The organism is Paenibacillus sp. Y951 (assembly GCF_056786395.1).
The window spans coordinates 74,532-89,064 of sequence record NZ_JBXCIY010000003.1 but is presented as its reverse complement, the minus strand read 5'-3'; the positions used below and the strand labels follow the sequence as shown (position 1 = coordinate 89,064).

Here is a 14,533-nt window from a genome sequence, read left to right as displayed (position 1 = left end):
TATTACGACTTATAATCTAGTTATCATATACAATAATTAGAAGTTAAATACAAAGTCATCATCCGTTAATGGCTCTATATTCAATGTACGAACATAACCATTCCCTTTTTTGGAGAAGAAATCATGCTGCTTTGTATGCGTACTAATCCCATTAAATACGATTGGATTAATTGGCTCTTCTTCAAAATAAGGCTCCAAACCAAGATTCATTAATGCTTTATTCGCATTATAACGAACATAGGCTTTAACTTCTTCTTGTAATCCAAGTGTGGAATATAATGAATCCGTATAGACGACTTCATTATCATATAGCTCCAACAATAGATCAAGCACTTCCTGTGCAAGCTTGTCTTGCTCTTCTTGTGAGAATGTCGCAGCGATTTCTTGCGCAAGAACACCGATGTATAGGCCATGAATACTTTCATCACGTAAGATTAAGTCAATAACCTCACCACTACTTGTCATTCTGCCTTGTCCAGCTAGATATAGAGGATAGAAGAAGCCACTGTAGAACAAGTAGCTCTCCAGTAGAACGGAAGCTGCCATCGCTCGATAAAGATCACGATCGTTCTCAATACCATTATACCAATCCGCAATAATTCCAGCTTTCTTCTGCAGCTGAGGATTCGTTTCTATCCATTTGAAAATCTCATCAATTTCCTCAGTAGAAGCTAGTGTCGTGAAAATACTACTATATGATTTCGCATGAATTTGCTCCATCATTCCCATAAATCCAAGTACTGCTTTACGTTGTAAGCCTTCTACATGCTCCAAAATTTTCGGCATGCCAATACCGCCTTGAACGGTATCAAGTAGCGTCAATCCACCAAGCACTTGCTTATATAAAGAACGCTCATCTAGCGTCATTAATTCCCAATCCATTTTATCATCTGATAAAGGAATCTCTTCATCCGTCCAGAATTGCATAACATTTTGTTGCCAGAACGTTTGAGTAAAATCGTCGTCAGGACGGTTCCAGTTTACTGCTTTCATGTTCAGTATACTCCTTCACATTATGATGAAATACAACTGCGCTTTATACGGCGCAGCTTGTACATTCCTCGATAGTTAGTCGTTTTGTTCTTGTATAGTACAAGGATTTCAATCCTTTTTGTGCAGCATAAATGTAGAAACGAGAAAGTTCACGTGTCGTAACATTACTATTAACATGGAGTACAGTAGATACGCCTTGGTCAATATGCTGTCCTAGTTCTGCGATAAGATCAATCAATTTGAACTGATCGATATTGTAAGCAGATTTATAGAAGAAGAAGTTATCATTTGCTAAATACGGCATTGGGTAATATGTTGTTGAGTTCGCATACGTACGAGTTTCAATATGTTCAACAATCGGCATTACACTTGACGTTGCATTTTGAATATAAGAAATACTTTGAGTCGGTGCAATCGCTAGACGGTAAGCGTGGAATAGTCCATGCTCTTGTACTTTACCTTTAAGCTCTGCCCAATCAGCAGGACCTGGGATATGCATACCATCGAATAGCTCTTGTACACGTGCTAGTTGAGGGCGGAAATCCGTTTCAACATAGCGATCGAAATAAGTACCTTTTGCATATTCAGAACGATCAAAATCTTTGAATGTTGCTTTACGTTCTTTGGCAATTTCCATACTTTTCTCAATGGAATAGAAATTCATCATCATGAAAAATACGCCTGCAAATTCACGAGCTTCTGGACTTTCATAAGAGATCTTATTTTTCGCAAGGTAGCCGTTAAGGTTCATTGCGCCCAGACCAACGGAGTGAAGCTCTTCATTCGCTTTACGAACGCCAGGTGCGTTATCGATTTGCGAAAGATCACTTACTGTAGTTAACGCTTCGATACCAACGTGTACAGAATCTTTAATTTCTTTGCGTTCCATCACATTTACAATGTTCAAGGAAGCAAGGTTACAACTTATATCGCGACGAATGATATCTTCATATCCATAGTCGTTAATTTCCGAAGTTTCTTGCAATTGGAAAATCTCAGTACATAGATTAGACATTTTTACAGAACCAATGTCTTTCAAAGCATGCCATTTGTTAGCATTGCTCTTGTTCATAATGTATGGATATCCAGATTCAAGTTGAATCGAAGCAATTTTTGTAAGCATATCACGTGCACTCATGACTACTTTTTTCTTCACGTTGTCATTAGCAAGCAACTCGTCATACATAGCATCTATATCGATATCATCAAGATGTTGACCGTACTCTTTGTATACGGAATATGGTCCGAATACATGTAGTGGTTTGCTTTGTGCTGCTAATTCATAGAATTTGTTAGGAATAATAAGACCGATTGATAATGTTTTGATGCGAGATTTCTCGTCAGCATTAATCTTTTTGCTATCTAGGAATTCGATAACGTCCCAACCGAAAATATTATAATATCCAGCACCAGAACCTTTACGTTGACCCATCTGATCCGCATAAGAGAATGCATCCTCCATTAGCTTCAGAACAGGCATAACCCCTTTTGCTGCGCCTTCTACACCTTTAATCGGTTCACCACGACCACGTAGCTTGGATAGGTTAACAGCAACACCACCACCGATTTTGGAAAGTTGCATACATGTGCCAAGCACATAGTTAATAGAGTTCAAGGAATCATCCATTTCAAGCAAGAAGCATGATACCATCTCACCACGACGACTTTTACCAGCATTAAGGAATGTTGGAGTCGCAGGTTGTAGACGTTGATCAATCATTGCTTGTGCAATACGAGTCGCTCTTTCGATGTCGCCTTCGCCAAGATGCAAAGCTACGATCGAAACACGCTCATGGTACGCCTCAAGATATTGTGCCTTGTCATTTGTTTTCATCGCATAGTCTTTATAAAATTTCGAAGCAGCCATATAGGATTGGAATTCAAATTTTGCAGCTTCAGTAAGATCAAAGATTGATTTCACTTGATCATATGTATATTTGTCATATACGTTGTCATAGAAATCATTCTCGATAAGATAGTTCAATTTATCATGCAAAGAAGCAAATTTCACACTTTTTTCGTCAACTTCAGCCATAAATGCAGCAACTGCTTCTTTATCTTTTTCTAACTGGTAGAAACCGTCTGCTCCGCGTTGTAGGAGCTCATTATTCAGTTCAATATGTTTCAATGGTTTGCACCCTTTCCATGAATTGTAGCGTGTCTTTATTTGTGCCAGAAAGTTCGAACTTAGAAATGACCGGTACATGGTACGTCTCTGATATTGTATCAGCACTTTTTGCGAAGCCAGTGCCCCAGTTACGGTTACCACTTGCTGAGACGCCTCTCAACATGTTGTGGTTCTCTTGCAAAAAATCATTGACCTTCTGAGGGACTTGTCCAAAGCCCGTTGTATATGTAATAAGAACGTACGGCTCGTCCACCTTGGGCATCTCATCAATAGAGACGACTGGCATATTTAATTTTTTCACAAAGCGTTTGACATTGCCTGTCTTAGAATCATATACAACTAACATTTTCCACTCTCTCCTCATACCATTTATTCCAATCAAAAAGCGCTCTACCCCCTATACGTGACAGGCAGATGCGCTTGTAGTCAGAACCTTGGTGTCCGCAGTTTAACTGCTAGATTGCTATACCCACAACTAGATATAGTCGATGAATAGAATCATACCTCAATATATAGGTGGAGTCAATGCGATTTCGTCATATTCTTTGCAATTTTGGCTATGAAAATATTTTCATAACGCTCGTCCCAATAGGGGCTTGAGATTTCGCCGCTCGACTATTTTATCAGATCACGTTATGATGTGATAGTGACATTTTATAGATCGTTTTGGAGGCGCTTATGAAAGCTATATTATCAACCAAAGAAGCTCTTAACAGACTTGCACATTTATGCCAAGTAAGTCATATACAAGATGTTGAATTGAAAAACTACATCGAACAGCTTGCGGCAGAAAATGAGCAGTTAAAGCTTAATTTGCATAAATTACGTACATCAATCGCCCAAAAGGGTAACACTATATCTAGTATGCACAGTAAATTGACTGACGCACTCAGAGAATAGTAGAGGGTGCTTCAAAAGCGGACTTTGATAACGATGGGATTGCTTCGAAGGTTACTCGACGTCGAATAAGAAGCCAATTTCCGAAAATACGGTTCGCATGTACCAATAACGTACACTCGCGCTTCCGCTTTTCAAAAATTTACTCCATCTTCTCGGTTCTGAAAGCCCGCTTCTTGGACCTTCATTGGAAGCTTCGTGCTGAATAACCTCGTGCTTTTGACCGCTCGTGTACTCGTACCGTACACGTTGCTGGGTATTGCTTTGTAGCTTGGTTCGGGGCCACTATTGAAAGCTTCGTGTAAAGCCCGCTTCTTGAACCTTCATTGGAAGCTTCGTGCTGAATAACCTCGTGCTTTTGACCGCTCGTGTACTCATACCGTACACGTTGCTGGGTTTCGTTACAATGTAGGCAATTTGGCCCTTCATTTGATGTTAGTTCAAATGAAGGGCCAAAAACATTTATTTTATAGCCACGAAGAACAAACGAGTTGTATCGTCGTCAGCAGCCTTCAACTGGAAATCACTATACAAATGTATATGAGTAAAGCCGACTGAGCGCAATGCCCCTTCTAACCACTTAGAGCTATATGCTCGTTGGACATGTTCCTCATCAATTCTGCTATAGCGACCATCGGGCTCCTGAACAAATATGGAGAGAAAATGTTCAATAATATGTTCATCCTCATCATATTCACTACTCCACATGTAAGAGATTCCGTTCTCATCATAAACAAATGGCTGATCCGCCGCATATTGCTCAAAGCGCGTAATCGGATGAACATCGAATATAAAGCTTCCGCCTGGCTTCAATTGTTCATACGTAGCTGATAATGTGGCTAGTAGATCATCTTCATCGACAATGTAGTTCAAGCAATCACAGAAAGAGATGACCGAGTCTACTTGTTCTGAAATTTCCCACTGACACATATTTTGCTCAAGCAATGTAAGATCACCACTCGTCGCGCCTTGTTGTACCCACTTCTGCTGGGCAACAGCTAGCATATCACTCGATAGATCAATACCTACAACCTTATACCCCTGTAACGCTAACGGAATCGCAATGCTACCGGTACCACATCCAAGATCCACCACTTTTTGCGGCTGCCCGTGTTCCTGCCATACGGCTTCAGCGAAAGCGATCCATTCTTCATAGGGCATATCTGCCATAAGTCGATCGTATACAGTAGCAAATTGACCGTATGCTTCGATCATTATTGTTCAACCTCATCCGTGCTTTCAGGTTGCGACTTTGGCGCATTTTCCGTGAGATACGTCCAGCTACCTTGCTGCACAACGATACCTTCACGCATAAGTTTGCCTAATGCACGCTTGAAAGCGCCCTTGCTCACACCAAAGCGACTGCGAATCAATTCTGCTTCCGTCGCATCAGAATACGGCATACCGCCACTTGGACGTTCTTTAAGAAATGCTAATATCCGATCAGCATCTTCAACACGACCAAATTCCTTCTGCTGTGTCATCGATAAATTGACGCGTCCATCTTCTCGAACAAACGTTACACGTGCTTTGACACGTTGACCTAGACGCAAGCTTTCGATACGATCGGTGCTCGGGATTAGTCCGTATGCTCCGAACCCTACCACGCCACCATCAATAACAACGAAGGAACCCATTTGTAAGCTTTTCGTAACCCAACCTTCAACCCACTGATTTCTCCAAGCTGCCGGAGCCGGAAACGTAAGTGGAGCAAGCTCTGGCTCTTGCGCAAGCTTCGCAATTTGTCGGCCGCTCTTATCATGAGTCATGAATACGAATACTTCGTCACCAACAATAGGACGATACTCGATCATTTCCGGTAATTCACTTAGTGGTAGCAATAGTTGACGTCCTAAGCCCATCTCTAGAAAACAACCTAGTCTTGGATGGACATCAGCTACAACCAATCGAGCCATTTCTCCAAATGAGATGAATGGTTTGTTCATTGTCGCGCAAATACGATCTTCTGAATCGAAGAAGATGAACACTTCAATCTCATCACCAACATGTGGCTTAGATCCTACTAGTTCCGTATAGGGCAGCAATACATCCTCTTCACCATTGTTTAGAAAATAACCATAAGGAGAAACTTCACGAGAAATCTGTAATCGCTCAGTCGTTCCTGCTACATAACTCATACAGATTCCACAACCTTCGCATCGGACCAAATTTTCTCGATGTTGTAATACTCTCTTTCTTCACGATGGAAAATGTGTACAACAACATCTCCAATATCAATTAATACCCAACGCGCTGTATTTTCACCTTCTATACCACGGATCGTATAACCTTCCTTGGCCGCCATTTTACGGATTTCAGTTGAAATTGCCAATACTTGAGTATCTGAGTTACCAGTACAAATAACGAAATAATCGGCCACTAATGACAAACCATTCAAATCTAAAGTAATTAGATCATGTGCTTTCTTGTCCTCTGCTGCATCTACCACTGCTGTTAATAATTGTTTTACTAGATCTTGTCCCTTCATTATAACCCTCCTAATATTTTTCATAACTGCTTCGAATAACTTCCTAGCAATAAAAAATCGCTTCGGAAGCATAAACCAAATTTTACATATCATTTTTGAATAGCTTTTGCGTAATATTTATTTCATGTTCAATTGTTGTACGATACTATTTCTCGCTTCTATAGTGACAGGGTAGACTATTTTCCCTTTTTCAATTAGAAATACGATCGTTTGATCAAGGCCGAATAAGATCGCTCTTTCCAAGCTCGCCATAGCCAGCTCACGCGCTTCATTAACACCTGGAAAATCACGATTTGGCTCAATATAATCGGCAAGCCAAACAATTTTCTCTATTAGAGTCATATTAGCTCTACCAGAAGTGTGATAACGGATCGCATCACATATCTCGCTATCATGCACCCCATACTGTTCTTTGGCAACAGATGCCCCTACTTCAGCATGCCATAATTCCTTATTATATAGTAACACTTGCTCATCGAGCGAGTATTGCTTAATATAAGCAGCTTGCTCTGCGACGGGCCAATATTTTGCAACGTCATGGATAATCGCGGCTAATTCTGCTCGTTCTGGGTTTTCACCGTAACGCTCAGCTAGCTCAATCGCAGTACTCATCACACCTTGTGTATGAATCCAACGGCGTTCTGGCATTTGTACACTCACAGACTCGATAATCTGTGCTCTATTCATAAATTCGATTCCCCCTTATATACTGCGCAACGGAATCGGGGACATAATACTGCAAAGATAATCCCTGCTGCGCACGCAAACGGAGCTCTGTAGATGATATACCGATAAGCGGCATAGCTGCAATCGTTAGTTTACTTCTCCACTCACTAGAAAGTAAGTCAAGTTGCAACGGATCAGAAGGTCGATTAAGACCAATAAATGAAATTAATGATCTTAGTTCTTCTGCTCGATGCCATGTCGGCAAATCATGAATACGGTCAGAACCAATAATATAGCTAAACTGATGCTGAGGATACTGACTCATTAATCTAGTTACTGTATCGAATGAGTAACTAACGCCACTACGGCTTAACTCAATATCTAGTGCGCGGAAAGCCGCTTGGCCTGTAATAGCTAACTGAACCATCTGTAAACGTTGCTCCGCTGTTGCAATCGGGGCATTCGGCTTTAATGGAGGAGTGGCAGTAGGGATAAACCATACTTCATCTAAGGACGCCGCTTCAATAGCTGAGCTTGCTGCAATCAGATGACCATTATGAATGGGGTCAAATGTCCCACCCATTATGCCAACTTTACGCATTATGCCACCTCCGATCACTTTGTTATCGTAATATCACTATCTTGGAAGAACAATTGTTTTGTAATCAACCGATTCCTTGTATAGCACTATCGTTTTACCGATAACTTGTACTAGTTCAGTACCTGAAGCTGCTGAAATCTCTTGACCGATTTCTTTGGCATCATCATCACAGTTATTCAATACTGAGATTTTAATTAACTCTCTCTTTTCAATCGCTTCTTCAATATGGCGAACAAGATTTTCATTCGTTCCACCTTTACCGATTTGGAAGATTGGAGTTAGATGATGCGCTAATGAACGCAAATGACGCTTTTGTTTTCCTGTTAACATAAATAATAACCTCTTTCGTATTGTAAATATTCAAAATGCAGGCTTTCGATGGAGGGCATATTCGACGCCGACTAAGCTACAGCGCGTTACGTCGTGATCACAGTCAGCGATTTTGAACTACCCCTACTGTAGTACAGCTAGTACTTCTTCTCTCATCGCTTCAACTGGCGCTACCTGACCCGTCCAATATTCAAATGCAAATGCACCTTGATAAATGAACATACCTAAACCACCATGAGCGATACAGCCATGCTGCTCCGCTTCGTGAAGAAATTGAGTTTTCAACGGGTTATAAATAAGATCGCTCGCTACTGCTCCTGACTTCATCCATTGTCCTGCAATGGGCGTTTCATCAGGATGCGGATACATGCCAACAGACGTCGTATTAATTACAATATCTGCATCATTGCATAACTGTTCCAGCTCAGCTTGTCCAGCTGCTAGCAACGGCACAGTGCTTTGCAATGAAGCGACTAATTCCTCCGCTTTTGCAACGGTACGATTGATAACATATATAGATGAAGGATTTTCTTGAAGTAGTGCATATATAATACCTCTGGCTGCACCGCCCGCTCCAACTACAACAATCTTCTTATTTGTAATATTAGCTACTGCTTCTTCCTTCAACGATCGAACATAGCCGATTCCATCGGTGTTATAACCGATCAATCGACCATTGCGATTAACAACGGTATTAACAGCACCTAAGTTCAACGCATCGGCATCGATCTCATCGATCAATTCCATCACATGTAGCTTGTGCGGGATCGTTACATTCATACCTAATATACCAAGCTCTCGCACAGCCTGTACGAATTGAGGCAATTGGTCTGGTGCTACTTGAAATGCACCATAAGTGGCATCAATCGAACATTCTTCAAATGCTCGATTGAGCATGAGCGGAGACTTCGATTGCTTTATAGGATCACCGATTACACAATATAACGCCTTACTGCTATGAGCCTGCTGCCATTGCAATAATTGTTGTACAACGTCCATAACGATCACCTCATCTGCATCTGTTACTGCTAGATCATTGAATCACGTAAAATCACTTTTATTCCTTTGGGAGCATAAATATCAAGTAACGCACCGCTATCGCTATTAGCTTGAATCCAGCCTAACCCAGAAATATAGACATCATTATACTGTCCGCGTTTAACACGTAAAGTATGTCTTGTCCATGCCGGAATGTCAGCGAGTTCCTCTCGACTTGGACCACCTAGCAATTCACCTTGATGTTGTTCATATAATTCATCAGCACGCTCCAGCTTAGTACGATGAATGTTAAGGGCATTAGATATATAGAAAGTAAATGATTGACGCTCACCCTCCACAAAGTCAAAACGAACAATACTGCCCATGAACAAAGTTTGTCCTTCATTCAATTGATACACAAGCGGCTTGATCGGCTTGTCCGGTAATAACGTTCCTAAGAAGCTACGCGGAACGATTTCAGTTATCCGACTAGCATATACAATTCCTGGCGTATCAACGATCGCATGACCATCATCTAACGGAATTCGAACAGCATCAAGCGTTGTACCTGGATAACGAGAAGTCGTCAATTCTTGAGTCAGATCACTATAATCGGAAATTAGACGATTAATAAGCGTAGACTTACCTACATTCGTTGCACCAACAACGTAGACATCTCGCCCATTGCGATAATTTTCAATTTCTTCAATAACGCGTTCAAATCCGATATTACGCTTCGCACTACACAGTACAACGTCTACCGTACGTAGTCCTTGTTGCTTTGCTTGCTGTTGCACCCAGTTACGAATACGATTCATATTCATCACTTTAGGCAGAAGATCAATTTTGTTAACAACTAACAACACTTCATTATTGCCAACAAACCGTTGTAATCCAGAAATTAAGCTACCTTCAAAATCAAAAATATCAACGATATGCACAACTAATGAATTTGTATCGCCAATACCGCTTAATAGACGTAAAAATTCATCTTGATCAAGTGCTACCGATGATGCTTCATTATAGTTTTTAATGCGGAAACAACGCTGACAAATAATTGGTTGCTTCTCTATTGCTGATGCCGGAACAAACCCGATTAATTCTTTATTTTCTGATTGTATAGCTACACCACAACCAGCACAATGAATTCGACCATCAGACTCATGCTTATTACTTTTTTGACTCACTAGTTTATTTCCTCCTCATGCCACAATCTACGTTTGCGTAATTTCGAGATAACAATTCGTTCAAGCCGGCGATTCACTTTCGTCATGACGCCTTCTTCAAGGGGCGCAATTGGTGCAACGAGTACCGTATGCATCCCCATCCGATTTCCACCGAACACATCTGTCATCATCTGATCACCAATCATTAACGTTTGAGCTGGCTCTAGTTTTAATAGGTTTAATGCTTTAACAAACGCGCGTTGCGCTGGTTTTCTCGCTGCATGAATATAGGGAAGCTGCAATGGGGCAGCAAATGTACCGACACGACTATCATTATTATTGGATACAATTACAACCTCGAAACCTTTAGCAGCTACTGCCGCAAGCCAACTAACAAGCTCTTTCGTTGCTTGTGGAGACTTCGCTCCAACTAAAGTGTTATCTAGATCAGTAACTATCCCTCTAATCCCTTGTTCGTAGAGCAGATCCAAAGGAATATCATATATCGATTGTACCTTCATTTTAGGTAGAAATAATTCAATCACTAAACCTACTCCTCCTGCTTCATGCTTTATTACGAAACTATAACATACAACGTCATTTTGTTGCAAAACAAAACCCCGCCCGCAAGGAAAAACTTGCGGACGGGTGCAAAAGTCAGCATTCATTTGTTACTGCTTCTATTATAATAGAAGAAATATAGTGAAATGACTACTAAAATTTCAATATTTCATATTATTTTTTAATTGTTTCACGAGACTTTGCACTTCAGATAACTGCTTTCCGCCCATTAGCTCACCACTATAATGGGCTCGTTCATAATATTGTAGTAATTGCTGTAAATCATTACGCCAAGTTGCTGATCCAAAGTTCCAGCTTGCTACTGTTTCGCGAAGTGTACTATTACTAGCTTTGTCTAATCCATTTCTATAGCAGTAAGCGAAGAAACTTGTCGTTTCCACAATAATTCTTTCGTTTATCGAATACTTCCGATATCGAATGCTGTTCATGAATGCAATGAACTCTACTCGATATTTCACAGCCAATATAATCGCTATAGTCGCTGTAAGTGCCAACAACACATAACCGATCCATGCAAGCAATCTACTAGTATTACCATTTTGTGGCGAAGCGACATCGTCTGAAAGTAATGGTGCCGGAGTTGGAACAAGTACATTATCTAGCGGATTAATCTCATCATCTACATAAGTATATGGAAAAGCAAAGCCAGGTGTAGGTTCAAAGGCAATCCAGCCATAGCCCTCGAAATAAACCTCTACCCATGAATGTGCATCAGCATTACGAACCGTATAAGTACCTGATGTATCTGAATTTTTCATATATTGCGAACTAGCTAGCTGTTCATAATTCGGTATTGCTTGATCGCTTATTCCTGAGGAGAAGCCTTTAACCCAGCGCGCAGGAATATCTAATGTGCGAGCCATCATAACCATTGCCGTCGAAAAGTAGTCGCAATACCCTTCCTGTATTTCAAATAAAAATTGATCTACAAAGTCAGAGCTTAACCCAGTCAATTTCGTCTCATCTGGCGTATTCGTATAGTTGTACGATGATTTCAGATGCTGCTCAAGCAGCAATACCTTCTCGTAATCATTATTCGCTGTCGCCGTCACGTCTTCAGCTAATTGCTTAACTCGCTCAGGAATTAATTCTGGGATAGAAGTATAGGCTTGCATCGCTCGCTCATCAGCTATCTTGGCCGTCGCTTCCGTTAATGCTTTATGGTCAATGACAATAACTTCCGAATCTACCTCATAAGTAGCAATAGTTGACGCTACAGTACCATCTCCATATTGCTCAATACGCCAATCGTATGGCTGCCATAATAGCCCCTTAAGTAACTCTCCCGACCCGACCGTCGTAATTTCCGTTACATCAGTTAATTGTTCGGTAAGATTTACTGTATCTTTATATATAATTTCTAATATCTTTGTAGCTTGACCTGCAGCAAATAATACAGGCAGTGGAACCTGCCTAGCAAAGTTATATTGTTGCTCTACGGTAACTGTTTGCGCAAGCGGACGTTCCTCAGCGATAAACTCTTCATCAATCCGGATAATTTCCGTCATACCATCGCTCTCTGACAGATAGGTCATGTCGTACCAGCCTGTACCATCGTAATAATAACGAGACTCACCTCGCCAGTAGCTTTTATGAGTCGTCTTAACGGTCATTACTGGAGAATAATCAAATTCAAAGCTACCACCAAGTTCTTTATCTGTTCTACTGTAGCCTGACGTCATCGAAGTTAATGGCGAGCTATCCATACTCGTACTTCTGTTATTACGATTACCCAAACCATTGCCAATCTCTACTTTTTCACCGCGCGATTGCTTCCAAAGCGCATAAGGATCTTCTAATAATGGTGGTTTTGCAGGCAAATTCATCCCAATGACAAGTAACATTCCGATGACGGTAACTATCGGTACAATAATTGCTAATGGGCGGTGTAATAATAGTGTGAAGCTATTCGAGTTTTTCTGCTGTAAATGCTGAAAATGTAGTAATGTATGCCATATAAGAAACAATACAATGATAACGACAATATGCGGCCATAATTTTAAGGGGGAGAATGAATCTTTCACACATAAAATTAACAGCGAAAACGAAAAAAATATATACAGTCGTTTTTTTGTAATGATCCAGCTACTCAAGATCAGTTGAGCAACAACAACAGCTAGTACAATTCCAATAAATGGATGTAGACTTTGCAAATAATGCCAAATACGTGGAAATAGCGTTATATCTTCTATAATCGGTACATAACGATGCCTCGTAATGAGCATCGTGATCATAATTATTACTACGAGATCCAGTACATACAGCAGGAATCTCGGTAATCTTAACCTCCCAAAAAAGTGTATAAAACTAATTAATGCTAGTGATAGCCATATAATACCGTAGGTATCCTCCCACCAAAACCCTAGAAAAACAGTAAGCACATTCGTAATCATAATCGCAACGAGTAGCGGAGTCAGACGTTGTAGCCATTCATAATGACCCTTCACATTCATCACGCTCCACTTCCTTCTAAGCTTTCAAATCTTTGCTCCGATTCATCCATTTCAATAACTCGATATCCTTCTATGTGAAAAGCTCGTATCGCCGCAATCGCCTCTGCTTGTTCTGTTGCCGTAGTATAACTTGCAATATAGAACAACGTACAATCAGAACGAATTTGTTTCAGTGTAGCTAATAACGCTGTACTTAATTCGAATGTAACGATAAACAGTACATGATTATCTTGCAAATCTCTCATCTGAGTATGTAGTAACTGACTAAGTGGTTTCGATGCATCCCCATCTACTGTCATCAGATGATTCATCATCCCAACATGATGAGTCATTCCAGTGCGAGGACTACTATAGAAGTGATTGTCTCCTACCGACAATAAACCAATAGCCGAATCACTCTTCATACTGTACTCTAATATGGAAGCAACCGTAGAGACCGAAATTTCAAATCGTTGCTGCAATCGCTCCCGTTCATTAGATAAGAGTGCTGGTACATAACGATCTAATACGACAACTGATTTTTTCATCGCTTCTCGCTCAAAATCTTTTGATTTCCATGAACCCGTGCGAGCGGTGGCACTCCAATGAATTTTACTTAATCGATCACCATGCATATATTCTCGGACACCATTTTGTCCAGTAGATTCCTTCGCATATTTAGAAAATGTATTAGATGAATAGATGCCATGATGAGCACGAAGTAATTCTGTCCATTGCTTCGCTGATAATGTTTGTGGAAATACTTGAATCGTGCTGTCAATCTGAATTTCTCTACCATGTGATTTTAATCCGAATGCATCGTAGCTTAAACATGTCGTTGAAGCAAATGAATATTGTCCCCGTTTCAAATGAGGAATACTATATTGCCACTGACTTTCCTTGCGAAAGCTTGGAACCATCGTCCCTTCATACAGTTGCTTCGTACCATCATGTCGAATTAAGCATTCTCTTACTAGCACATAAGGCGTAAGCATGAAACGAGGGAATTGGGCGCTAAATGTAATTTGTAAGGAATGACCTGCCACAACCTGCGTCTGTTGTCGATGATGTCCTTCATAGCCGATAATGCGGTATCCTTGAACATTTCGAATCCCACTCCAATAACCAATGGACAAATAGAGCAGCAATATATTCAATATGCCAAACAGCATAAGTGAAGTTTTTCCACCTTGAAATAAAAAATAGAACAGACTACATAAATAGAGCACGATTAAACCAATCCAGTTGCGTTTATTATTCATCTTATTGCCC

The 14,533-nt window shown here is 40.6% G+C and carries 15 protein-coding genes; 1 reads left to right on the top strand and 14 read right to left on the bottom strand.

The window, feature by feature from the left end:
* Positions 1-36: 36 nt before the first annotated feature.
* From nrdF to nrdI, 3 genes are read right to left on the bottom strand one after another with little or no spacing between them, the layout of a single operon-like run.
* Positions 37-993, bottom strand: coding sequence for a class 1b ribonucleoside-diphosphate reductase subunit beta (gene nrdF, locus AC1TPB_RS05170; RefSeq protein WP_482075525.1), 957 nt, complete (start codon positions 991-993; stop codon positions 37-39).
* A gap of 43 nt (positions 994-1,036) precedes the next feature.
* A complete protein-coding gene (gene nrdE, locus AC1TPB_RS05165) occupies positions 1,037-3,121 on the bottom strand; it encodes a class 1b ribonucleoside-diphosphate reductase subunit alpha (RefSeq protein WP_482075524.1) in 2,085 nt (694 codons plus the stop codon).
* On the bottom strand, positions 3,108-3,467 hold the full coding sequence (gene nrdI / locus AC1TPB_RS05160; protein WP_482075523.1) for a class Ib ribonucleoside-diphosphate reductase assembly flavoprotein NrdI: 360 nt from the start codon (positions 3,465-3,467) through the stop codon (positions 3,108-3,110). Before nrdI ends, nrdE begins: the two co-directional genes overlap by 14 nt.
* Positions 3,468-3,799: 332 nt before the next feature.
* On the opposite strand from nrdI, the gene AC1TPB_RS05155 reads away from it, so the two are divergent.
* Positions 3,800-4,021, top strand: a complete 222-nt coding sequence (locus AC1TPB_RS05155) for a hypothetical protein (RefSeq protein ID WP_482075522.1) — start codon at positions 3,800-3,802, stop codon at positions 4,019-4,021.
* Positions 4,022-4,480: 459 nt separating this feature from the next.
* Here the strand turns inward: AC1TPB_RS05155 and AC1TPB_RS05150 are convergent, their stop codons facing one another.
* The 11 genes from AC1TPB_RS05150 to AC1TPB_RS05100 all read right to left on the bottom strand — a co-directional run bounded on the left by AC1TPB_RS05150 (position 4,481) and on the right by AC1TPB_RS05100 (position 14,523).
* A complete protein-coding gene (locus AC1TPB_RS05150) occupies positions 4,481-5,230 on the bottom strand; it encodes a class I SAM-dependent DNA methyltransferase (protein ID WP_482075788.1) in 750 nt (249 codons plus the stop codon).
* 2 nt (positions 5,231-5,232) lie between these two features.
* On the bottom strand, positions 5,233-6,156 hold the full coding sequence (locus tag AC1TPB_RS05145) for a CvfB family protein (protein ID WP_482075521.1): 924 nt from the start codon (positions 6,154-6,156) through the stop codon (positions 5,233-5,235).
* Positions 6,153-6,506 carry a ribosome silencing factor gene (gene rsfS, locus AC1TPB_RS05140; protein WP_482061350.1) on the bottom strand — a complete coding sequence of 118 codons (354 nt, stop codon included), beginning with the start codon at positions 6,504-6,506 and terminating at the stop codon, positions 6,153-6,155. Before rsfS ends, AC1TPB_RS05145 begins: the two co-directional genes overlap by 4 nt.
* Positions 6,507-6,623: 117 nt before the next feature.
* Positions 6,624-7,193, bottom strand: a complete 570-nt coding sequence (yqeK, locus tag AC1TPB_RS05135; RefSeq protein ID WP_482075520.1) for a bis(5'-nucleosyl)-tetraphosphatase (symmetrical) YqeK — start codon at positions 7,191-7,193, stop codon at positions 6,624-6,626.
* On the bottom strand, positions 7,186-7,773 hold the full coding sequence (gene nadD, locus AC1TPB_RS05130; protein WP_482075519.1) for a nicotinate-nucleotide adenylyltransferase: 588 nt from the start codon (positions 7,771-7,773) through the stop codon (positions 7,186-7,188). Before nadD ends, yqeK begins: the two co-directional genes overlap by 8 nt.
* A 36-nt stretch (positions 7,774-7,809) precedes the next feature.
* Positions 7,810-8,103 (bottom strand): ribosome assembly RNA-binding protein YhbY, encoded by a 294-nt coding sequence (gene yhbY / locus AC1TPB_RS05125; RefSeq protein ID WP_482061353.1) that lies wholly within the window; start codon positions 8,101-8,103, stop codon positions 7,810-7,812.
* A gap of 123 nt (positions 8,104-8,226) precedes the next feature.
* On the bottom strand, positions 8,227-9,102 hold the full coding sequence (gene aroE, locus AC1TPB_RS05120) for a shikimate dehydrogenase (protein WP_482075518.1): 876 nt from the start codon (positions 9,100-9,102) through the stop codon (positions 8,227-8,229).
* A 29-nt stretch (positions 9,103-9,131) separates the two neighbouring features.
* Positions 9,132-10,268, bottom strand: a complete 1,137-nt coding sequence (gene yqeH / locus AC1TPB_RS05115; protein WP_482075517.1) for a ribosome biogenesis GTPase YqeH — start codon at positions 10,266-10,268, stop codon at positions 9,132-9,134.
* Positions 10,268-10,792, bottom strand: a complete 525-nt coding sequence (locus AC1TPB_RS05110; RefSeq protein WP_482061356.1) for a YqeG family HAD IIIA-type phosphatase — start codon at positions 10,790-10,792, stop codon at positions 10,268-10,270. Before AC1TPB_RS05110 ends, yqeH begins: the two co-directional genes overlap by 1 nt.
* 177 nt (positions 10,793-10,969) lie before the next feature.
* Positions 10,970-13,282 carry a transglutaminase-like domain-containing protein gene (locus AC1TPB_RS05105; RefSeq protein WP_482075787.1) on the bottom strand — a complete coding sequence of 771 codons (2,313 nt, stop codon included), beginning with the start codon at positions 13,280-13,282 and terminating at the stop codon, positions 10,970-10,972.
* Positions 13,282-14,523, bottom strand: a complete 1,242-nt coding sequence (locus AC1TPB_RS05100; protein ID WP_482075516.1) for a DUF58 domain-containing protein — start codon at positions 14,521-14,523, stop codon at positions 13,282-13,284. The genes AC1TPB_RS05105 and AC1TPB_RS05100 overlap by 1 nt, the downstream gene beginning before the upstream one ends.
* Positions 14,524-14,533 lie beyond the last annotated feature (10 nt).